Source organism: Janthinobacterium foliorum (assembly GCF_978021625.1).
On sequence record NZ_CDXDQE010000003.1, the window covers coordinates 483,895 to 504,052 of the forward strand.

Consider the following 20,158-nt stretch of genomic DNA (forward strand, 5'->3'; position numbering starts at 1 on the left):
GCGCCGTGCGCGCGCTTTGGCGCCAATTGTGAAGGATTTTATGCGGTAAAGCCGCCATTTTTACATCTTGTTTACAGCCGCCTCCCCAGTCTTTACGAATTTTTTAGACCCTTTTGGCTAATCTGCTCACTATCAAAACAAACCTGTATGAGGGTGGGAATGGACATCGTGTATCTCGGCTTGATTGCCGTTTTTTTCGTCGTGGTGGCCGGCTTTGCCGTGGCCTGCGACAAACTGGGGAGCTTCAAATGAATGCCTTTTATGTGCTGGGCGCCGTCGTCTCGGCCGGCCTGCTCGTGTATCTGCTGGTGGCGCTGCTGAAGGCGGAGGAACTGTGATGACGACGCAATCGATACTCCTGCTGGCCGCTTTCCTGCTCGTGCTGCTGGCGGGGGCCTACCCGCTGGGACTGTACATGGCGAAGGTGGCAGGCGATGCGCCCGTGCGCGGGCTGGGCTGGCTGCAAAAACTGGAAAACCTGCTGTACCGCTGGTCCGGCCTGCCCGCCGACAAGGCCATGGGCTGGAAAAGCTATGCCATCGCCCTGATCCTCTTCAATACCGTGGGCGCCTTCTTTGTCTACGGCCTGCAGCGCCTGCAGGGCTTCTTGCCCTTGAATCCGCAGGGACTCGGCGCCGTCAGCCCCGATTCCTCGTTCAATACCACCGTCAGCTTCGTCGCCAACACCAACTGGCAGGGCTACGGCGGCGAACAAACCATGAGCTACCTGACGCAGATGCTGGGCATGGCGTGCCAGAACTTCTTCTCGGCCGCCACCGGCATCGCCGTGATCTTTGCGCTGGTGCGCGGCTTTGCCTCGCGCTCGGGCAAATCGATCGGTAATTTCTGGGTCGACCTGGTGCGTTCCACCTTGTACATCCTGTTGCCGCTGTCGCTGGCCTTGTCCGTGGTCTTCATGGGCGAAGGCATGATCCAGAATTTTTCGCCGTACAAGGAAGTGACCCTGCTCGACCAGGTGGCGTATGCAACGCCGAAGGTGGCGGCCGATGGCCAAGCCGTGCTCGATGCGGCCGGTAAGCCCGTGATGGAAGCGCAAGTGGCAACCACGCAGACCATCGCCATGGGTCCCGTCGCTTCGCAGGAATCGATCAAGCTGCTGGGCACGAACGGCGGCGGCTTCTTCAACGCCAATTCCGCCCACCCGTATGAAAACCCCAGCGTGCTGTCGAACTTCCTGCAGATGCTGGCTATTTTCCTCATTCCCGCCGGCCTGTGCTTCACGTTTGGCCGCATGGCTGGCGACATGCGCCAGGGCTGGGCCGTGCTGGCGGCCATGACGCTGATCTTCGTCGTCATGACGGCGGGCGTGATGAGCGCCGAGCAGCAAGCCAATCCCGCCCTGCAGGCGCTGGGCGTGGACCAGCAGGCCAGCAGCCTGCAATCGGGCGGCAACATGGAAGGCAAGGAAACGCGCTTCGGCATCAGCTCATCGGCCCTGTTCGCGGCCGTGACGACGGCGGCATCGTGCGGCGCCGTCAATTCCATGCACGATTCCTACATGCCGCTGGGCGGCATGGTGCCGCTGCTGCTGATGCAGTTCGGCGAAGTGATCTTCGGCGGCGTGGGCACGGGCCTGTACGGCATGTTGATGTTCGCCATCCTGGCCGTCTTCATCGCCGGCCTGATGATCGGCCGCACGCCGGAATACCTGGGCAAGAAAATCCAGGCCTATGAAATGAAGATGGTCTCGCTGGCCATCCTGGTGACGCCGGCCCTGGTGCTGACGGGCACGGCGATCGCCGTGATGGTGGAACCGGGCACGGCGGGCGTGGCCAATCCGGGCGCGCATGGTTTTTCCGAAATCCTGTACGCCTTCACGTCGGCGGCCAACAACAACGGCAGCGCGTTTGCCGGCCTGTCCGCCAACACGCCGTTCTATAACGTGATGCTGGCGATCGCCATGTGGTTCGGCCGCTTCGGCGTGATCGTGCCCGTGCTGGCCGTGGCCGGTTCGCTGGCGGGCAAGCAGCGCCTGTCGGCCAATGCCGGCACCATGCCCACGCACGGCCCCATGTTCATCGGCCTGCTGATCGGCGTGGTGGTGCTGGTCGGCGTGCTCAATTACGTTCCCGCGCTGGCCCTGGGCCCGATCGTGGAACACCTGCAACTTTTCACAAAATAAGAGGCTACCATGTCACGCACAAGCCTGACCTTGTTCGATTCCGCACTGATTGGCCCAGCCATCGTCGATGCGTTCAAAAAACTCGACCCCCGCACGCAGTGGCGCAGCCCCGTGATGTTCGTCGTCTACGTGGGCAGCATCATCACGACCCTGCTGGCGACCCAGGCCGGGATCAGCGGCGGCCAGGGAGAGGCGCCGTTCGGCTTCATCGTCGCCGTCGCCGTGTGGCTGTGGTTTACCGTGCTGTTCGCAAACTTCGCCGAAGCGCTGGCCGAAGGCCGCAGCAAGGCGCAGGCGGCCTCGCTGCGCGCCCTCAAGCAAACGGTGATGGCGAAGAAAATGCAGACGCCGAAGTACGGCACGTCGTGGCTGCCCACGCCGGCCACCGACCTGCGCAAGGGCATGACGGTGCTGGTCGAGGCGGGCGACGTGATTCCCGCCGACGGCGAAGTGACGGCCGGCGTGGCCTCCGTCGACGAAAGCGCCATCACGGGCGAATCGGCTCCCGTGATCCGCGAGTCGGGCGGCGACTTTTCCGCCGTCACGGGCGGCACCCGCGTGCTGTCGGACTGGCTGCTGGTACGCGTTTCCGTCAACCCTGGCGAAGCCTTCATCGACCGCATGATCGCCATGGTCGAAGGCGCAAAGCGCCAGAAGACGCCGAACGAGATCGCCCTGACGATTTTGCTCGTGGCCCTGTCCATCGTCTTCCTGATCGTCACCGTGACTCTGCTGCCGTATTCGCTGTTTTCCGTGGCGGCAGCCGGCAGTGGCACGCCCGTGACCATCACCGTGCTGATCGCGCTGCTGGTGTGCCTGATCCCGACCACCATCGGCGGTCTGCTGTCGGCCATCGGCGTGGCCGGCATGAGCCGCATGATGCAGGCCAACGTGATCGCCACGTCGGGCCGCGCCGTGGAAGCGGCCGGCGACGTGGACGTGCTGCTGCTGGATAAAACCGGCACCATCACCCTGGGCAACCGCCAGGCGTCGAGCTTCGTGCCGGCGCCCGGCGTGACGGAGCAGCAGCTGGCCGACGCGGCGCAGCTGGCCTCCCTGGCCGATGAAACGCCGGAAGGGCGCAGCATCGTCGTGCTGGCCAAGCAGAAGTTCAATATCCGCGAGCGCGAGATGGCCAGCCTGCACGCCACCTTCGTGCCTTTCACGGCGCAGACGCGCATGAGCGGCGTGGACATTCCCGGCGAACAGCAGGTGCGCCAGCTGCGCAAGGGCGCGGCCGACTCCATGAAAAAATACGTGGAAGCGCTGGGCCAGCCGTATCCGGACGACGTGGCGCGCGCCGTCGACGATATCGCGCGCCGCGGCAGCACGCCGCTGGTGGTGGTTGATGACGGCCGCGTCATGGGCGCCGTGGAGCTGAAGGATATCGTCAAGGGCGGCATCAAGGAACGCTTCGCGGAACTGCGCCGCATGGGCATCAAGACCGTCATGATCACGGGCGACAACAAGCTGACGGCGGCGGCCATCGCCGCCGAGGCGGGCGTGGATGATTTCCTCGCCGAGGCGACGCCGGAAGACAAGCTCAAACTGATCCGCAGCTACCAGTCCGAAGGCCGGCTGGTGGCGATGACGGGCGACGGCACCAACGATGCGCCGGCGCTGGCCCAGGCCGACGTGGCCGTGGCGATGAACTCGGGCACGCAGGCGGCCAAGGAGGCCGGCAATATGGTGGACCTCGATTCGAACCCCACCAAGCTGCTGGAAATCGTCGAAATCGGCAAGCAGATGCTGATGACGCGCGGTTCGCTGACCACCTTCTCCATCTCGAACGACATCGCCAAGTACTTCGCCATCATCCCGGCCGCCTTCGTGGGCACCTATCCGCAATTGAAGGCGCTGGACATCATGCAGCTGGCCAGTCCCGCCTCGGCCATCATGTCGGCCGTGATCTTCAACGCACTGATCATCGTCGTGCTGATTCCGCTGGCGTTAAAGGGCGTGCAATACCGGGCCATCGGCGCGGCCAGCCTGTTGCGCCGCAACCTGCTGATCTATGGCGTGGGCGGGATCATCCTGCCCTTCATCGGCATCAAGCTGATCGACATGCTGCTGTCCGCACTCAATCTCGTCTAAAGGAACCATCATGAGCACCATCGTACGTCCCGCCCTGGTCCTGTTTGCCGCGCTGACCGTGATCTGCGGCGTCGTCTATCCGTTTGCCACGGCCGGCATCGGCCAGCTGGCATTCAATGACGAAGCCAATGGCAGCATCGTCGAGCGGGCTGGCCGCCCCGTCGGCTCGACGCTGATCGGCCAGTCGTTCACCTCGCCCAGGTACTTCTGGGGCCGCCCGTCGGCCACTGCGCCGATGGCCAATAATGGCGCCGGTTCGGGCGGCTCCAACCTGGGGCCGACGAATCCGGCCCTGGTCGACGCCGTCAAGTCGCGCATCGCGGCCCTGCAGGCGGCCGATCCGGGCAACCGCAAGCCGATTCCCGTCGACCTGGTGACCGCATCGGGCAGCGGCCTGGACCCGGAAATCAGCCTGGCCGGCGCCCTCTACCAGGCGCCGCGCGTGGCCCGCGTGCGCGCCATGCCGCTGGCGCAGGTGGAAAATGCCATCGCCAAAGTGCAGAAAACCGCGTATATCGGCTTTTTCGGCGAAGCGCGCGTGAATGTGCTGGAACTGAATCTGGCATTGGATGCCATGGCAAAGCAAGCCGGCAACGGTGCGTAGGTCGGCGCAGGTCGGCGCAGGTCGGCTTAGCGCAGCGTAAGCCGACATTACCCACGGTGCAGCCAACAATGTCGTCGGATTACGCGCGCCCTTCGGACGCGCTAATCCGACCTACAATGCTCCAAGTAGATTTAAAATACAACATGCTCCCCAACGACAGCCAACGCCCCGACCCTGATGCCCTGCTGGCGCAGGTGCAGGCGCAGGAAAAAAAAGCCGCGCGCGGCAGGCTGCGCATTTATTTTGGCGCCTCGGCCGGCGTGGGCAAGACCTACGCGATGCTGGCCGCCGCCCGCAAGCTGCTGGCCGATGGCCAGGCTGTGCTGGTGGGGGTGGTGGAGACGCATGGGCGCCAGGATACGGCAGCCCTGCTCGACGGCTTGCCCGTGCTGCCCCTCAAGGCGATCGAGTACCGCGGCAAGACGCTGTTTGAGTTCGACCTCGACGAAGCGCTGCGCCGCGCGCCGCCGCTGATACTGATGGATGAACTGGCGCACTCGAACGTGGCCGGTTCGCGCCATCCGAAGCGCTGGCAGGATGTCGAGGAATTGCTGGCGGCCGGCATCGACGTGCTCTCGACTGTCAACGTGCAGCACCTGGAAAGCCTCAATGACGTGGTGGGCGGGATCACGGGCGTGCGCGTGGCCGAGACCCTGCCCGATACGGTGTTCGACCGCGCCGATGAAGTGGTGCTGGTCGATATCCCCGCCGACGAACTGCTGCGCCGCCTGAAGCAGGGCAAGGTGTACCAGCCGCTGCAGGCAGAGCGCGCCTCGCAGAACTTTTTCCGCAAGGGGAATTTGATCGCCCTGCGCGAACTGGCCTTGCGCCGCACGGCGGACCGCGTGCAGGATGACGTGCAGGCTTACCGCGTGGAGAAATCCATCAACCCCGTCTGGAAGACGGGCGCCGCGCTGCTGGCCTGCGTGGGGCCGCGCGCGGGGGGCGAACACGTGATCCGCAGCACGGCGCGCCTGGCCAGCCAGCTGAACGCCGAATGGCATGCGCTGTACGTGGAAACACCGCGCTTGCAGCGCCTGCCGGCGCCCGCGCGCGAACGCATCCTGAAAACCCTGAAACTGGCGCAGGACCTGGGGGCGCGCACGGCCATTGTGCCGTCAGGCGACATCGCCGCCGCCGTGGTCGACTATGCGCGCAATGCGAATATCTCGAAGGTCATCGTCGGCCGCGGCCGTGGCAGCGGCGGTGCGCTGGCGCGCCTGTGGAGCGCGCCGCCGGCCGCGCGCATGGCCAGCCTGGCGCCCGATATCGACCTGGTCGAAGTGGGGCTGCCGCCTGCCGACAGCGCGCCGCGCCGCGCGGCGGACGCGGATGGCCCGGCCGCGCGCCGGCCATCGCGCCACTGGCGCTACCTCCTGGCGGCCGGCGCCAGCCTGGCCACGGCCATCGCTTGCGTGCCGCTGCAGCCCTATCTTGACCTGGCGAATATCGCCATGCTGTCCTTGCTGACGGTGGTGCTGGTGGCCGTGCGCCTGGGGCGCGGGCCGGCGGCGCTGGCCAGCCTGGTGGGCGTGGCCTGTTTTGATTTTATCTTCGTGCCGCCGCGCTTTTCATTTGCCGTGGGCGATTTCCAGTATGTGATCACGTTTGGCGTGATGCTGGCCGTGGGCCTGATCACGGGCCACCTGACGGCGGGACTGCGTTTCCAGGCGCGCGTGGCGTCGCACCGCGAAGCCCGCGCGCGCGCCTTGTACGAATTTTCGCGGGAATTGTCGGGCGTGCTGCAGACAGAGCAGATTTTCGACATCACGAAAAGCGCCATAGAACGGGCTTTCCGCGCGCGCGCCACCTTGCTGCTGCCCGACGACGAGGGCCGCCTGCAGGCGCCGAGCATCGCGGAGTCGCTGGAGACGGGCATGGACTTGGGCATCGCCCAGTGGGCCTTCGACCATGCGCAGGCGGCCGGCACGGGCACCGATACCTTGCCCGCCTCGCCGATTTTCTATCTGCCGCTGATCGCGCCCATGCGCACGCGCGGCGTGCTGGCGCTGCTGCCGCTGCAGGCGCCGCAGCACGGACGCTGGCTGCTGGTGCCGGAACAGCGCCAGCACCTCGACACCTTCGCCGCGCTGGCGGCCATCGCCCTCGAGCGCGTGCATTACATCGACGTGGCGCAGGGGGCGCTGCTGCAGATGGAGTCAGAACGGCTGCGCAATTCGCTGCTGGCGGCCCTGTCGCACGACCTGCGCACGCCATTGACGTCGCTGGTGGGCCTGGCCGAATCGCTGGCCCTGTCGCGGCCCGCCTTGTCGTCCGCGCAGCTGGACATGGCCCGTTCGCTGCAGTCCGAGACCGTGCGCATGAGCGCCCTGGTGGCGAACTTGCTGGACATGGCGCGCATCGAGAGCGGCAATGTGCGCCTGAATCTGCAGTGGCAGGCGCTGGAAGAAGTGGTGGGCAGCGCGCTGCGCGCCAGCGGTCCGCAATTGCAGCAGCACAAAGTGCAGACGCAGCTGGCGCCGGACTTGCCGCTGGTGCGCTATGACGCCGTGCTGGTCGAGCGCGTGCTGTGCAATTTGCTGGAAAACGCGGCCAAGTACACGCCGCCGGGCAGCACCATTACCATCGGCGCCAGGACGCTTGGCCAGTTCCTGCAGGTGACGGTGGCCGATGATGGCCCTGGCCTGCCACCGGGCCGCGAAGAAGCGATTTTTGAAAAATTCGCGCGCGGCGAGCGCGAATCGAACAAGCCGGGCGTGGGACTGGGACTGGCCATCTGCCGCGCCATCGTCGAAGCACATGGCGGCACCATCCACGCGCAGCCGCCAGCGCCGGGACAGGGTGCGGCCCTCGTATTTACCCTGCCGCTGGGCACGCCGCCGGCCTTGCCGGAAGCGGAACTGGACGATGCAAACGATTTTGATACAGGAAAACCATCATGAACGAACCTTCCGCCACCGCCCTGCTGGTCGAGGATGAACCGCAAATCCGCCGCTTCGTGCGCGCCGCGCTGGAAGAAGAGGGCTGGCAGATTTTCGAGTCGGCCACCATGCAGCGGGGGCTGATCGACGCCGGCACGCGCCGGCCCGACCTGATCGTGCTGGACCTGGGACTGCCCGATGGCGACGGCATCGATTTCATCGCCGACATCCGCAAGTGGTCGGCCGTGCCCATCATCGTGCTGTCCGCGCGCGTTGACGAGCAGGACAAGATCCGCGCGCTGGACGCGGGCGCGGACGATTACCTGAGCAAGCCGTTTGGCGTGGGGGAATTGCTGGCCCGCGTGCGCGCCACCCTGCGCCGCCAGCGCCAGCCGGCTGCCAGCGACGATGGCGTGGTGCAGTTCGGCGACGTGCGCGTCGACCTGAAGGACCGCCTGGTGACGCGCAACAAGCAGCTGGTGCACATGACGCCGACGGAGTTCCGATTGCTGTCCGTGCTCGTGAAAAACGCGGGCAGGGTGGTCACCAATCCGCAACTGCTGCGCGAAGTGTGGGGGCCGTCGAACAGCGAGAATGGCCATTACCTGCGCATCTACATGGGCCATCTGCGCCAGAAGCTGGAAGCCGATCCCGCCCAGCCGCAGTATCTGCTGACGGAAACGGCGGTCGGTTACCGCTTGCTGCTGCCGCTCTAAACCGCATTCCTTCCCCCGTTTGAAAATTGGCGCCGCGCGCGCCAGGGGGACGCTTGACCCAAAATTTTTGCAGCGGCGGGCCAGCTGCGCCATGTTGGCAAAGGCCCATACCACCCATGAAGAAGAAAAAACCATGAACAAAATGCTATTCGCACTCGCCGTCGCCACAGCCTTCACGGGCAGCCTGGCCCGCGCGGACGAGGCCAAGCCGGACAATGAAGTCAGTTTCAACCTGGCTGGTGTCTCGGACTACCGCTATCGCGGCATCTCGCAGACGCGCCTGAAGCCCGCCCTGCAGGGCGGCTTTGACTACGTCAACAATCCTACCGGCCTGTACGCGGGCGCCTGGGCGTCCACCATCAAGTGGACCAGGGACGCGGGCGGCAGCGGCGACGTGGAAGTGGACCTGTATGCGGGCAAGCGCGGCCAGTTGACCAGCGATGCTGGCTATGACGTGGGCGTGCTGGCGTACGTGTATGCGGACAACGGCTTGAAGCATATCGCCGGCCTGGCCGACGCGGATACGCAGGAAGTTTATGGCCAGCTGTCGTACGGCCCCGCCTACGTCAAGTATTCGCATGCCGTGTCTAACCTGTTCGGCATCGTCAACAGCAAGAACAGCGGCTACCTGGATATCGGCGCGAACATCGATTTGAGCCATGGCTGGACGGGCAACCTGCATGCGGGCCACCAGAAAGTGAAACACAATGACGCGTCGAGCTACACGGACTGGAAAGTGGGCGTGACGCGCGACTTCGGCGTGGTCACGGGCGCGCTGGCCGTGGTCGGCACGAACGCGGGCAAGTCCGCCTATGCCTCGCCCGTGAATGGCAAGTTCATGGGCAAGACGGCGCTGCTGCTGACGCTCAGCAAGACGTTTTAATTGACGGAGGGGAGAGGCGGCGCAGGCGCCGCCTTTTTTCATGTGCCGGGCTAGTTGGACAGCTTGAAAACCGCGCAATACAGCTGCCCCAGGCTGACCACGCGGGCTGCGGGAATCCGTGCCGCCAGCGCATGCGCGGCGGCCGTGTGCGTATCTGTCGCCAGCAGCACGCGCAGCTCCGGATTGACGCTGCGCGCATGCGCGATGCGGCGCGCTAGGCTGGCCTGCGCGGCGGCATCGGCGACGCCGTCCAGCGGCACCACCAGCACGCGCGCGGCGGCCAGGGCGGAACGGCTGCCCATGGAATCGCGCCCTTCGCTGTCGATGACGATGTCGTGGTAGCAGTTCACCAGGTGTTCCAGTTCCGGCTGCAAGCCCTTGGCGCTGATGGCGCGCGCCATCAGGCGGGGCGCCGTCACCCCGCCCCGCATGCCGCCGGCGCGCAGGTTTCCGGCCTGCGCCAGGGCTGCCTGGCGCGGATCGGCGTCGAGCAGCAGCACCTTGCGTCCGGCCAGCGCGCGCGAGGCGGCCAGCCGTCCGGCGACGATGGATTTTTCCAATCCTCCCCGATCATCCGTGATGGCGATGATCATCTTGGCGCGCGGATGGCATGATATTGGCGGCGGACACCAGCTGCAGCAGGCAGCCTTCGCGTGGCTCCTCCTTGTCGCTGGCCGTCCACGCGGGCAGGGCCATCAGCTGCTCCAGCGCGCCGGCCAGCGCGGCCTGGCCTGCGGCCGACATGGGCGTCATCGGCAAACGCAGCTCCTCGCGCACCTTGCCCTGCATGGCCAGCGCCGCCTTGATGGGCGCGGGATTGGGTTCGGCGAACAGCAGGCGGATGACGGGCAGCATGACCTTGAACAGGGCACCGGCGGCGCCGTGGCGGCCATGTTTGACGAGGTGGTACAGCTGCGCGTACAGGTCGGGACGCACCTGGGCGGCGGCCGACATGGCGCCGTGGCCGCCCATCGACAGGCTGGCCAGCAGCAGCGCATCGTCGCCGCACAGCACGTCCAGGCGCGTCTCGAGCAGCAGCTCGGCGAACTGCTGCAGCGAACCGCCCGCTTCCTTGATGGCGACGAAATGCGAGTCGCGCGCCAGCAGGGCGGCCGTGGCCGGCGCGATCTGCACGCCCGTGCGCGCCGGCACGTTGTACAGCACGATGGACTGGTCGGTGGCCGCGGCGATGGCCTGGAAATGGCGCACGATGCCGTCCTGCGACGGGCGCACGTAGGCGGGGGCGGAGATCAGCAGGCCCGCCAGCGGGTGGTCGTGGTAGCGCTGCACCGTGGCGCTGACCTGGCGCGTATCGCTGCCGCCCACGCCCATGACGACGGGGAAGCGGGGACCGACGGCTTCGAGCACGCTATCGAGCAGCAGGGTTTGCTCATGCGCGTCCAGCATGGCCGCTTCGCCCGTGGTGCCGCAGACAACCAGGCCATCGATGCCGCTGGCGGCCAGTTCGCTGGCCAGCTGCTGGGCTGCGTCGAGATCGAGTTCGCCATGGCGGAAGGGCGTGACCATCGGCACCCAGATGCCCTGGAAGTGCGCGGTGATGCGCGCGCAAGACATGGCGTGGTCGCAGGCATGCTGGTTCATGTGGTTTTCCCCTGGCTGATGCGGCCAAATTCCGCCGCCGGCAACAGGCGCATGACGGCATCCATGGTCAGGCGCAGGGCCGGTTCCGTCACGCACAGCCATACCTTCATGCGTGCGGCATGGTCGACCGCCTCGACGCGCATGAAGGACAGCATCGTGCCGCAGGTCTGCACGACGAGCCGGCGCAGCTGGGCCAGGCAAGCCGCATCGACGGTGATATGCATGAGGAACACGGGCAGGCGGGGATGGCGGCGGGGCAGGGGATGGCATGCCGGGTGACTGACGGCGTGGCGTATGGTTGGGCGGGTATCGGGTTCCATGGCGGCTTTGCAGCGGTGGTTGAGGTACGTTCAAGAGTAGCAGCGGGGGCGTAAAGATTCTCTAAAAAGCGGGCGGATGGGCGTAAACGGACTGTATGCAAAGCGTGCCCGCGTGTTGCGCGGATGCCCCGCGAGTATGCTTTTGTTACAAAATTGAATCGTGCTTTCGGAGGCGGGGGTTTATATTGAAAACGTCTCCGCTTTCAGTCAGCCCCGCCATGTCAGACGAAAAAGATCCGCCGCATCCCCCTTCCAGCGAAGCAGCGCCCCCTGCGCGGCCCGACCGGGTTGGCCGCGCCGCCGATGACGAGCACCGCGCGCGCGACGCCGCGCCGCGCTACCTGAAGGACAACGACACGCCGCTGGCGCTGGCCTGGCGGGTGATCACATCGCGCTACCGCTCCATGCGAGACAAGGCCAGCCGCGACTTCATGCGGCGCACCCTGCGCATCGGCATCTCGGCGCGCATTTTCCACCCGGAGCCGGGCGCCACTGGCCTGCGCAGCAAGAATTTGCAGTACCTGGAAGAGTCGATCGCGCAGTGGGTCATGTCGCGCGACGTGCTGGTATTCATGATCCCGACCGTCAATACCAGCGGCCTGCTACATCCGAGTAACATCACCCTGCGCCACTATGCGCGCCACCTGGACGGGCTGGTGCTGCAGGGCGGCGCGGACGTCTCGCCGCAGACGTATTCCGAGACGGCCACGCGGCCCGAGTGGAGCGGCGACCGCGCGCGCGACCTGTACGAGCTGGAGCTGCTGCATGAATTCGTCGACGCGGGCAAGCCCGTGCTGGGCATTTGCCGCGGCTGCCAACTCATCAACGTGGGCTTCGGCGGCACCCTGTACCAGGACATCGCCTCGGACGTGGAGGGCGCCACTTCGCACGTCAACGACTTGTATGACCGCCACCGCCACACCATCGTCTTCCCGAAAGGCTCGTCCCTGGCCGGCCTGTTCCCGAAGACGGGCGAGGCGCTGGTCAATTCCATCCACCACCAGTCCGTCAAGGACCTGGGGCGCGACATCACGGTGGAAGCGTATTCGCAAGGCGACAATATCGTCGAGGCCATCCGCTACCAGCGGGCGCGCTTCGTCATGGGCTTGCAGTGGCATCCGGAGTTCCATTCGGCGGGCGGCGTCGAGCTGCTCGATTGCACGCCCATCCTCGATAACTTCCTGCGCGCGGCGCGGGAGACGCGGTTTTGAGTGCGCACCTGATGCGCCGGCGCAGCGTGCTGGCCGCCCTGCTGGCGCTGCCCCTGGCGGGGTTGCGCGCGGCGCCGCGACCGCACGAGGAAGCGCTGGCGTTCGCCCTGACGTCCGCCGCCCGCGCCCGCACGCTCAAGGCGCGCGTGGCGCCGGCCATCGCCGGGCAGGTGCTCAAGGGGGCGCGCAAGGATGCCGCGCGGCCCGTGCACCTGATGGCCGAAGTACGCACGGGCGGCTTGCTGAAGGGCGAAGGCGGACGCGAAAAAAGCCAGCAGGCGCAGGAAGACTGGCGCCAGGCGCGGCTGCAGGCGCTGGCTTGGCGACTGTCGGGCGAAATGGCGCATTTCGAGGCGTCGCGCCAGCTGGTGCTGGCGTGGACCAGCGGCTACCAGCCGTCGTTCAGTCCCGTCGACGAGACGGAGCTGGCCAGCCTGCTGATGGGCTTTGACCTGATACAGGAGCGCCTGAACGGCGTGGAGCGCGAGCAGGTGCGGGCCTTTTGCCGCACTTTGGCGCAGGGCTACCTGAGTGATCCCGTCAAGGTGGGCGGGCCCTCGACGGCGCGCAACAACTGGCATAGCCACCGCATCAAGATCGGCACGGCCGCCGCTTATGTCGCGGGCGAGGCGCTGCTGATCGCGCGCGCGAAGGAGCGCTTCCTGGCCCATGTGCCGCGCAATATCGGCGCCGGCGGCCTGCCGTTCGACTTCGAGCAGCGCGACGCCCTGCATTACACCACCTACAGCCTGGAGCCGCTGCTGGCGACGGCGCTGATGGCGCAGGCGCATGGCGATGACTGGTATGGCGCGCCGGAAGCGCAGCGCCTGGGCGAGGCGCTGGCCTGGCTGTCGCCGTATGCGCAGGGCAGAAAGACGCACGAAGAGTTCGCGAAAAGCGCCGTGCCGTTCGATCGCAAGCGGGCGGCGGCAGGCGAAAAAGGCTTTACGGGCGCATGGGAGCGCGGCGGCGCCGCCAACGTGTACCTGCTGGCGGCGCGCTTCGATCCCGCCTGGTTGCCCCTGGCGTTGGAACTGCGCCCGCCAGCCTGGGCGCTGGCGCTGTATGGCGCTTAGCCCGGATCGTTAAAACTTCGTGCGCAAGGTGAACATCACATTGCGCGGTTCGCCGTAAAAGCCCGTTTCGAACAGGCCCAGGCCCGTCAGGTACTTCTTGTCCATCAGGTTGTTCACATTCAGGCTGGCCGTCATGTTCTTGCCGATTTCATAGCGGGCCATCAGGTTGACCAGCGCGTAGCTGCCCTGGCCTATGCGCGCATAGTCGTCGGTGGCCGGATTCCACAGCTTGCCGTAATAGCTGCTTTGCCAGTTGATGCCGCCTCCCACCGTGACCTTGTCCAGGCTGGCGGGCAGGCGCCAGCTGCCTTGCACGCGCACCAAATGGGCCGGCTGCGTGGTTTGCAGCATGGTGGAAAAGACGTCCTTGCCATCCGCATCGCGCACATGCGCGTATGTGTAGCCGGCGCTCAGCTTCACGTCCCTGGCCACTTCGCCCGTCACTTCCATTTCCAGGCCACGGCTGGTGATGCCGTCGACGGCTTTATACGCCTCCTCGCCATTCACCTCGCCCACATAGCTGGCCACATTGCTCTGGCGGATCTGGAAGACGGCGGCGCTGGCGTTGACCTTGCCATCGAGGTATTCGGCTTTCACGCCCGCTTCAAAGCCCTTGCCGCGCACGGGCGAGAGGAACCGCCGGTTGACGTCGCGGTTGCTTTGCGGCGCGAAGATGCTGGTGTAGCTGCCGAAGACGGAATAGGTCTGGTCGAGGTCATACACGGCGCCCGCATACGGCGTGATGACATTGCTTTCCTTGATGCGCGAAGTGATGTCGCTGGTCGTGCCGTCGAGGAAGCTGCGGTCCTGGTCCTGCCGGTAGTCGCTCACGCGCGCGCCGACGATGAGGGACAGCGCGTCGACGGGATGCAGGCGCAAGGCGCCATACAGGCCGCTCTGGCGCGTGCTGTCGTTGTCGTTCCCCAGGCGCTTGAAGGCCGGTTCCGCATACTGGCCGCGCCAGTCGAAATAACTGCCTTCGACGGGCGGATAAATTGATTCGTAGACGGGACCATCCTGCTTCGCGCTCGACCGGGAATAGCCGAACATGGCTTCATGCTGGCGGCCAAAGGCCGTAAACGGGCCGCTGGCGTCCACGTTGACGGTGCTCTGGCGGCGGTCGCCCTTGTATTTGCCCATGAAGAAATACGCGCCTTCGCCCGTGACGGGATCGGGATTGCCGCCACTGGCCGAACCGAGCACGCTGTCATGCTTGCTGCGCAGCTGGTTGGCGCTCAGCTTGATTTTCCAGTCGTTGGCAAACGTGTGTTCCAGCGACGAGAACAGGGAGGTGTTCTGCATGTCGCGGCGGCTCCAGCCGGTGGCCGGATTCCACGAGGTGGGAAAATCCGTGCGCGAACCATCGGAAAACAGCACGGGGAAGCCGGTCCAGGTCGAGCCGCGCGGCTTATAGTCCTGGTGCGTGAAGCCGGCCGTCAGCAGGGTCACGGGCGTCAGGTCCGCCTCGACGACGCCGTAGGCGACGGATTTTTGCTGCTTGTAGCGGTCCAGGTAGGAATGCTTGTCCTGGTAGGCGCCCACCAGGCGGCCGCGCACCGTGCGGCTGGCGTTCAAGGGGCCGGAGACATCGACTTCGCCGCGGTAGTTGTCCCAGGAACCGGCGCCAAGGGTGGCTGCCCCCGCAAAGTCGGCGGTGGGGCGCTTGCGCACCATGTTGACGGTGGCCGACGGGTCGCCCGAGCCGCTCATCAGGCCCGTCGCGCCTTTCAGCACTTCGATGCGGTCGTAGATGGCCATGTCGCTGTTGGTCGTGCCCCAGTCGTACACGCCGTCATAGATGGCCGAGACGCCGTCGTACTGGAAGTTGGTGACGGCAAAGCCGCGCGCCTGGAAGCTCCAGCGGTCGCTGTCGTAGTTTTGCACGCTCACGCCATTGACGTTTTTCATGACGTCGGAGACGGCATTGCTGTTCTGGTCATCCATCTGCTGGCGCGTGACGATGGTCAGCGATTGCGGCGTCTCGCGCTGCGTCAAGGCCAGGCCCGTGGCGCCGCTGGCGGGGCCTCCCGTGTAGCTGCCCGTGCCGCTGGTGGCGGCGTTGCGCTCGGCCGCCGCCACCACGGTGACGCCGCTCATGACGGCCACGCCGCGGCTGTCCGCCGTGGCGGCATGCGCGCTGGCGGGGATCTTTTGCAGCAGGTAGCCGCCATTCGGCTGCGGCACGGCTTGCAGGCCGCTGCCGGCCAGCAGCACGCGGAAACCATCGTGCACGCCATAGCTGCCCTGCAGGCCGGCGCTGCGCAAACCTTGCGTGGACTCGCTGGAAAACGACAATAAAATGGCGCTGTCGCTGCCGAAGCGCGTGAGCGCGTCGCCCAGCGCGCCGGCGGGAATGCTGTAGACGCGCACTTGCTGGCTTTGTGCCTGGGCCAGCGCCGGCAGGGTGAGCGCCATGCCGATCTGCGACAGGGCGCAGGCCAGGACGGTGCGGGTAAGGAGGGAACGCGAAGCGTGATGCATGGAGTAAAACCTTTCGTGGATGCGCGAGATGGAGACTGCCTATCTTCCAGGTCACGCAAGCACGGCAAAACAGCTCACTTTGCAGAAAATAATCTCAGAGACGCGCCAGTTCGATGCGCACCACCTGGCGGCCCCAGAAGCGCGTAACGGTATTGCGCCGCAGCTGCAGGCTGGCGCTGACGGCGTCGACGATGGCATTCACGTCGGCCAGCGGATAGGAGCCGGAAACGCGCGCGCCGGCGATGGCCACTGTGCAGCCCAGCGGGACTTCGCTGTAGCGCGACAGCTCGGCCAGGAAATCGGCCAGGCGCATGTCGCGCGCCACCAGCATGCCACCCAGCCACGCGCCGCCATACGGCGCCAGGGCCTGGCGGTGATGGCTGTTCCTGTCGAAATGGGCGCCTTCGCCCGGGCGCAGCACCAGGCGCTGGCTGCCGTCGCCGGACAGCACGGCGACGGCGCCTTCGAGCACGCCGGCGCTGGCATAGCCATCGTGCACGCGCACCGTGAAGCGCGTGCCCAGCGCCTGCAGTTGGCCATGCGGCGTGCCGACGAAGAAGGGGCGCTGCGCCGCATCCTTGCCGGTGGCGATGAAGATTTCGCCGGCCAGCAATTGAATCTGCCGCTGTTCGCCGCTGTAGCCGATATTCACGGCGCTGTTCGTGTTGAGCGTGAGTTGCGTGCCATCGGCCAGGGTCACGACGCGGCGCTGGTTGATGCCGGTGCGGTAGTCGGCCGTCCAGCTGCGCCAAGGACTGCGGCGTTCGAACGCATACAGCGAGGCGCCGCAGGCCAGCAGCAGGGCCAGGGTCTTGACGGCATGGCGGCGCGGCGCATTGGCCTGCACGCAGGCGCGCAGCAAGATGGCGTGCGCCTCGGGAGGCAGGTGCTCGTGCTGCAGTTGCAGCTGCTGCCACGCCTGCGTGGCGCTGCCGGCGCGCTGCAGATGGCGTTTCACGGTGGCCAGCGAAATGCCCAGCTGGCGCGCGATGTCTTCCTGCGGCAGCTCGTCGAGCTGGCGCAATAGAAAGGCGCGCTTGACGGGCGGCGGCAAGCCGTCGAGCATGCGGTCCAGATCAAACAGGGTGGAGAGCAGCAAGGCCCGTTCCTCGGGCGAGGGGGCATGCCGGGACGGCAGCTGTGCCAGCACCTCCAGGTAAGCCGCTTCGAGTTTCTGCCGGCGGTAATGGTTGAACAGCACGCGCTGCGCGACGGTGGCGAGCAAGGCGCGCGGCTCGCGCGCGGCGACGGCATCTTCGCGGTCCAGCAGGCGCAGGAAGGTGTCCTGCGCCATGTCGGCCGCGCAGGCCGTGCTGCCCAGCTTCTTGCGCAGCCAGCCCTGCAGCCAGCCGTGGTGGTCGGCGTACAGCGTCGCGATTTCCTGGCGGTGTAGCGGCTCTGCCAGCGGCATCGCGTTCCCCTTGCTTGACCGGCGGTGCCGGGCTGGTTGATTGGTTTAAACAATAATAAGAATCATTCTCACTTATTGTAACAAGCAGGGGAGGGAGCTGTAAATGATGGGGGAGGCGGGGTGTGGTTTTTTGGGGCGAGGGGTGGGGAGGTCGGATGAGCGCGCAAGCGCGTCATTCGACGCCACCACTGGCGCTAACAATATTGTCGGATTACGCCTTATGGGCTAATCCGACCTACGCTACCAGCGCGCGTGGCGTCAGTAAATCATCGGCTCGCCGCGGAAGCAGCGGATCGCCGAATCGACCATGCCCTCGGCGCTGCCCTGCAGGCTGTGCTGCTTGCGCAGGTATTGCGCGTCGCTCCACTGCTTGGCCACGTCCGACAGGTGCTTCAGCGCCTGCGTGCTGCCCAGGGCCTCGGCGTGCGGCTCCATCTTGCGCAGGGTGGTCATGATGTCTTCGCGCAGCGACATCGTCTCGTAGGTTTTCGGGTGCGTGATGGCGCCATCGAGGCCGAAGCGGCAGGCCTGGAAGCGGTTGTAGTTGTACACGAGGTAATCGTCTTCCACGGGTGGCGCTTCCTTCTGTTCCAGCAGGTAGCGGCACAGGGCCTGCAGGTAGGCGGCCAGCGCGGCGGCCCGTTCCACCGTCAGCGGCGTGTCGCACACGCGTAGTTCGATGGTGCCGAATTCCGGCTTGGGACGGATATCCCAGTAAAAGTCCTTCATGCTCTTGATGATGCCCGTGTTCTCCATCTTGGCGAAATACTCGTTGGAGAACTGTTCCCAGCTCAGGGTGAACGGCGCGCGTCCGCTCATGGGAAAGGCGAACACGGAATTCAGGCGGGCCGAATCGAACAGGGTATCGCGTCCCTGCACGTAGGGCGAGGAGGCCGACAGGGCGATGAAGTGGGGGATGTAGCGGTTCAGCGAGTGCAGCAGAAACATGGCGTCGTCGCCCGAGGCGCAGCCGATGTGCACGTGCTGGCCGAAGATGGTGAACTGCTTGGCCAGGTAGCCGTACAGCTCCGAGATTTCCTGGAAGCGGGGCTTGGAAAAGATCTTTTGCGACGACCATTGCTGGAACGGGTGCGTGCCGCCCCCCGCGATGCCGATATTGAGCTTGTCGCCCGCTGTGATCAGGGTGTCGCGGATTTCCTGCAGCTGCTCCAGCAGGGGGCCGTGATGCGTGTGCACGCTCGAATTAATTTCGATCATGCTCTCGGTGATCTCCGGCGTGACGTTGCCGGGGAACGGCTTCTTGTTCAGCAGGTGCAGCAGGTCGGGGCTGGCGGCCGTCAGGTCGTAGTCTGACAGGTTCACCAGCTGCAGTTCGAGTTCGACGCCGAAAGTCAGCGCGGCCGATTGGCCAAAGGGTTCCAGCGGCATTTAGCGCTCCTTGATTTCGTGGGTTTCTTTTGCCAGCATCAGCACGCGCTGCACCAGCACGGGGCCGACCAGTTCCAGGCCCAGGGTGACGGCGGCCAGTGCATTCAATTCGTCGCCGAAGTTCACGCCATGCTGGCGCGCGTGTTCGAGCAGCAGGATGATGAAGACGGAAACGGGCGTGAGCGCCACGCCCGTCAGCACGCCCTTGCGCCATGAAATGCCGCTGACGTGCGAGAACGCGGCCACGCCGACGACTTTCGTCAGCAGGCGACCGCCGACGACGGCCAGGGCCAGGCCCGCGCCTGCCGTCACGCTGGCCCATTCGAGGGTCGAGGCGGCATACACGAACAGCAGCACCGTCAGCAGTTCTCCCAGCGCGCCGAAGTTGCGCTGCGCCTGGCTGAAGGCCACGCGGCGGTGGCGCGCCACCAGGCCGAAGGTGAGCGTTGCCAGCAGCGGCGACAGACTGGTGGTGTAGGTCAGGGCGACGAGCAGCATCACCGACAGCGCGAAGGCCACGGTGGCGTCCTGCGCCATGTTGCCCAGGCGGCGCAGCATGGCCGGCACGACGATGCCGAAGACGGTGCCGGCGGCCACCGAGGCGGCCAGCACGGCGGCGCTGCTGCTGGTCGCTTCGATCAGGTCCGTGGAGCTCTGGAACATCCAGAAGCCGACGATGATGTTGAACATGAAGACGGCCAGCACGCAGTTCAGTGCCGTGAGGTGGACGATGCGTTCCGTCACCTGGCCCGAGCTGCGTTCCTCGTTAATCACGCGCATGATGGTGGCGGGCGAGGTGGACATGGCCAGGGATGCCAGCAGCAGCGCCGTCATCGAGGTGGAGCCGAATTCGATGCCGATGAAGTAGACGACGGCAAAGGTCAGCAGGGATTCCACCAGGCCCGTGACGGCGATCCAGGGATTGTTTTTCAGCCAGCGCAGGTTGATGCGGTAGCCGACCTCGAACAGGATCAGGCCAAAGGCCACATCGGCCAGCACGAGCATGGGGCCGGCGTCCGTTTGCGGCAGGATGCCGACCTGGGTTTGCGCCAGGATGAAACCGATCACGCCATAAAAACTGATGCGCGGCAGGCCCGTCCAGCGGTGACCGAATTCGCCGACCACCCAGGCCAGGGTAATGGCGAACGGCCAGGACAGGTCGGCGGCGATCGAGATCAGACTTTGCATGCTCATTCCTTTGAAATTGCGCTGGCACCGGCCGGCAGCATGGAGGCTGGCGCGGCAACGGCATGGTGCAGCGATGGTGCATTGTTTGCGCAGCGCGATGCGCCGATTCTACCGGAGCAGATGGCGCGCACGATGTGCGCAATCGAACAGTGCCACGG

General features: G+C 65.8%; 16 protein-coding genes and 1 pseudogene. 9 read left to right on the forward strand and 8 right to left on the reverse strand.

The features are described from left to right. The first annotated feature begins 248 nt into the window (after positions 1-248). The 7 genes from kdpF (at position 249) to ACZ92H_RS09645 (ending at position 9,322) form a co-directional block, all read left to right on the forward strand. Positions 249-338: a K(+)-transporting ATPase subunit F gene (gene kdpF, locus ACZ92H_RS09615; protein WP_034746483.1), complete on the forward strand. Its 90-nt coding sequence runs from the start codon at positions 249-251 to the stop codon at positions 336-338. Then, complete coding sequence (kdpA, locus tag ACZ92H_RS09620; protein WP_465049153.1) at positions 338-2,143, forward strand: potassium-transporting ATPase subunit KdpA; 1,806 nt, start codon at positions 338-340, stop codon at positions 2,141-2,143. The genes kdpF and kdpA overlap by 1 nt, the downstream gene beginning before the upstream one ends. A 9-nt stretch (positions 2,144-2,152) precedes the next feature. After that, positions 2,153-4,237 carry a potassium-transporting ATPase subunit KdpB gene (kdpB, locus tag ACZ92H_RS09625; RefSeq protein WP_465049154.1) on the forward strand — a complete coding sequence of 695 codons (2,085 nt, stop codon included), beginning with the start codon at positions 2,153-2,155 and terminating at the stop codon, positions 4,235-4,237. 10 nt (positions 4,238-4,247) lie between these two features. Continuing rightward, positions 4,248-4,841: a potassium-transporting ATPase subunit KdpC gene (gene kdpC / locus ACZ92H_RS09630; protein WP_465049155.1), complete on the forward strand. Its 594-nt coding sequence runs from the start codon at positions 4,248-4,250 to the stop codon at positions 4,839-4,841. Positions 4,842-4,984: 143 nt separating this feature from the next. Beyond that, positions 4,985-7,744 (forward strand): DUF4118 domain-containing protein, encoded by a 2,760-nt coding sequence (locus ACZ92H_RS09635; RefSeq protein WP_465049156.1) that lies wholly within the window; start codon positions 4,985-4,987, stop codon positions 7,742-7,744. Further along, positions 7,741-8,439 (forward strand): two-component system response regulator KdpE, encoded by a 699-nt coding sequence (kdpE, locus tag ACZ92H_RS09640; RefSeq protein WP_131373596.1) that lies wholly within the window; start codon positions 7,741-7,743, stop codon positions 8,437-8,439. The genes ACZ92H_RS09635 and kdpE overlap by 4 nt, the downstream gene beginning before the upstream one ends. A gap of 133 nt (positions 8,440-8,572) precedes the next feature. After that, positions 8,573-9,322, forward strand: a complete 750-nt coding sequence (locus ACZ92H_RS09645) for a TorF family putative porin (RefSeq protein ID WP_131373597.1) — start codon at positions 8,573-8,575, stop codon at positions 9,320-9,322. A 50-nt stretch (positions 9,323-9,372) separates the two neighbouring features. Here the strand turns inward: ACZ92H_RS09645 and ACZ92H_RS09650 are convergent, their stop codons facing one another. Genes ACZ92H_RS09650 through ACZ92H_RS09660 form a run of 3 tightly spaced genes read right to left on the reverse strand, consistent with a single transcriptional unit; the run spans position 9,373 to position 11,244 of the window. Beyond that, positions 9,373-9,915 (reverse strand): division plane positioning ATPase MipZ, encoded by a 543-nt coding sequence (locus ACZ92H_RS09650; RefSeq protein ID WP_465049157.1) that lies wholly within the window; start codon positions 9,913-9,915, stop codon positions 9,373-9,375. Beyond that, positions 9,893-10,924 carry a 4-hydroxy-tetrahydrodipicolinate synthase gene (dapA, locus tag ACZ92H_RS09655; RefSeq protein WP_465049158.1) on the reverse strand — a complete coding sequence of 344 codons (1,032 nt, stop codon included), beginning with the start codon at positions 10,922-10,924 and terminating at the stop codon, positions 9,893-9,895. Before dapA ends, ACZ92H_RS09650 begins: the two co-directional genes overlap by 23 nt. After that, complete coding sequence (locus tag ACZ92H_RS09660) at positions 10,921-11,244, reverse strand: hypothetical protein (RefSeq protein WP_465049159.1); 324 nt, start codon at positions 11,242-11,244, stop codon at positions 10,921-10,923. The genes dapA and ACZ92H_RS09660 overlap by 4 nt, the downstream gene beginning before the upstream one ends. Before the next feature lie 218 nt (positions 11,245-11,462). Here ACZ92H_RS09660 and ACZ92H_RS09665 point away from each other — a divergent pair, with 218 nt between their 5' ends. Continuing rightward, a complete protein-coding gene (locus ACZ92H_RS09665) occupies positions 11,463-12,455 on the forward strand; it encodes a gamma-glutamyl-gamma-aminobutyrate hydrolase family protein (RefSeq protein WP_131373599.1) in 993 nt (330 codons plus the stop codon). Further along, positions 12,452-13,531, forward strand: coding sequence for an alginate lyase family protein (locus tag ACZ92H_RS09670; RefSeq protein ID WP_465049160.1), 1,080 nt, complete (start codon positions 12,452-12,454; stop codon positions 13,529-13,531). Before ACZ92H_RS09665 ends, ACZ92H_RS09670 begins: the two co-directional genes overlap by 4 nt. Before the next feature lie 9 nt (positions 13,532-13,540). On the opposite strand, the gene ACZ92H_RS09675 is transcribed toward ACZ92H_RS09670, so the two are convergent. The 5 genes and pseudogenes from ACZ92H_RS09675 to ACZ92H_RS09695 form a co-directional block, all read right to left on the reverse strand. After that, a complete protein-coding gene (locus tag ACZ92H_RS09675) occupies positions 13,541-16,012 on the reverse strand; it encodes a TonB-dependent siderophore receptor (protein ID WP_465049161.1) in 2,472 nt (823 codons plus the stop codon). 94 nt (positions 16,013-16,106) lie between these two features. Beyond that, positions 16,107-16,859 carry a FecR family protein gene (locus ACZ92H_RS09680; protein WP_465049245.1) on the reverse strand — a complete coding sequence of 251 codons (753 nt, stop codon included), beginning with the start codon at positions 16,857-16,859 and terminating at the stop codon, positions 16,107-16,109. Between the two features lie 81 nt (positions 16,860-16,940). Then, positions 16,941-17,423: pseudogene (locus ACZ92H_RS09685) on the reverse strand (sigma-70 family RNA polymerase sigma factor); the annotation flags it as partial. A 258-nt stretch (positions 17,424-17,681) separates the two neighbouring features. Further along, positions 17,682-18,812 (reverse strand): YbdK family carboxylate-amine ligase, encoded by a 1,131-nt coding sequence (locus ACZ92H_RS09690; protein WP_131373603.1) that lies wholly within the window; start codon positions 18,810-18,812, stop codon positions 17,682-17,684. Next, positions 18,813-20,000: a cation:proton antiporter gene (locus ACZ92H_RS09695; RefSeq protein WP_314633356.1), complete on the reverse strand. Its 1,188-nt coding sequence runs from the start codon at positions 19,998-20,000 to the stop codon at positions 18,813-18,815. Positions 20,001-20,158 lie beyond the last annotated feature (158 nt).

Excerpts from the sequence above, each read along its gene's own strand:
- kdpE (WP_131373596.1), top strand. The coding sequence starts at position 7,741 with ATGAACGAACCTTCCGCCACCGCCCTGCTGGTCGAGGATGAACCGCAA.
- kdpF (WP_034746483.1), top strand. The coding sequence starts at position 249 with ATGAATGCCTTTTATGTGCTGGGCGCCGTCGTCTCGGCCGGCCTGCTC.
- ACZ92H_RS09650 (WP_465049157.1), bottom strand. The coding sequence starts at position 9,915 with ATGATCATCGCCATCACGGATGATCGGGGAGGATTGGAAAAATCCATC.
- ACZ92H_RS09645 (WP_131373597.1), top strand. The coding sequence starts at position 8,573 with ATGAACAAAATGCTATTCGCACTCGCCGTCGCCACAGCCTTCACGGGC.
- ACZ92H_RS09675 (WP_465049161.1), bottom strand. The coding sequence starts at position 16,012 with ATGCATCACGCTTCGCGTTCCCTCCTTACCCGCACCGTCCTGGCCTGC.
- ACZ92H_RS09695 (WP_314633356.1), bottom strand. The coding sequence starts at position 20,000 with ATGCAAAGTCTGATCTCGATCGCCGCCGACCTGTCCTGGCCGTTCGCC.
- ACZ92H_RS09665 (WP_131373599.1), top strand. The coding sequence starts at position 11,463 with ATGTCAGACGAAAAAGATCCGCCGCATCCCCCTTCCAGCGAAGCAGCG.
- kdpA (WP_465049153.1), top strand. The coding sequence starts at position 338 with ATGACGACGCAATCGATACTCCTGCTGGCCGCTTTCCTGCTCGTGCTG.
- kdpC (WP_465049155.1), top strand. The coding sequence starts at position 4,248 with ATGAGCACCATCGTACGTCCCGCCCTGGTCCTGTTTGCCGCGCTGACC.
- ACZ92H_RS09690 (WP_131373603.1), bottom strand. The coding sequence starts at position 18,812 with ATGCCGCTGGAACCCTTTGGCCAATCGGCCGCGCTGACTTTCGGCGTC.
- ACZ92H_RS09635 (WP_465049156.1), top strand. The coding sequence starts at position 4,985 with ATGCTCCCCAACGACAGCCAACGCCCCGACCCTGATGCCCTGCTGGCG.
- ACZ92H_RS09660 (WP_465049159.1), bottom strand. The coding sequence starts at position 11,244 with ATGGAACCCGATACCCGCCCAACCATACGCCACGCCGTCAGTCACCCG.
- kdpB (WP_465049154.1), top strand. The coding sequence starts at position 2,153 with ATGTCACGCACAAGCCTGACCTTGTTCGATTCCGCACTGATTGGCCCA.
- dapA (WP_465049158.1), bottom strand. The coding sequence starts at position 10,924 with ATGAACCAGCATGCCTGCGACCACGCCATGTCTTGCGCGCGCATCACC.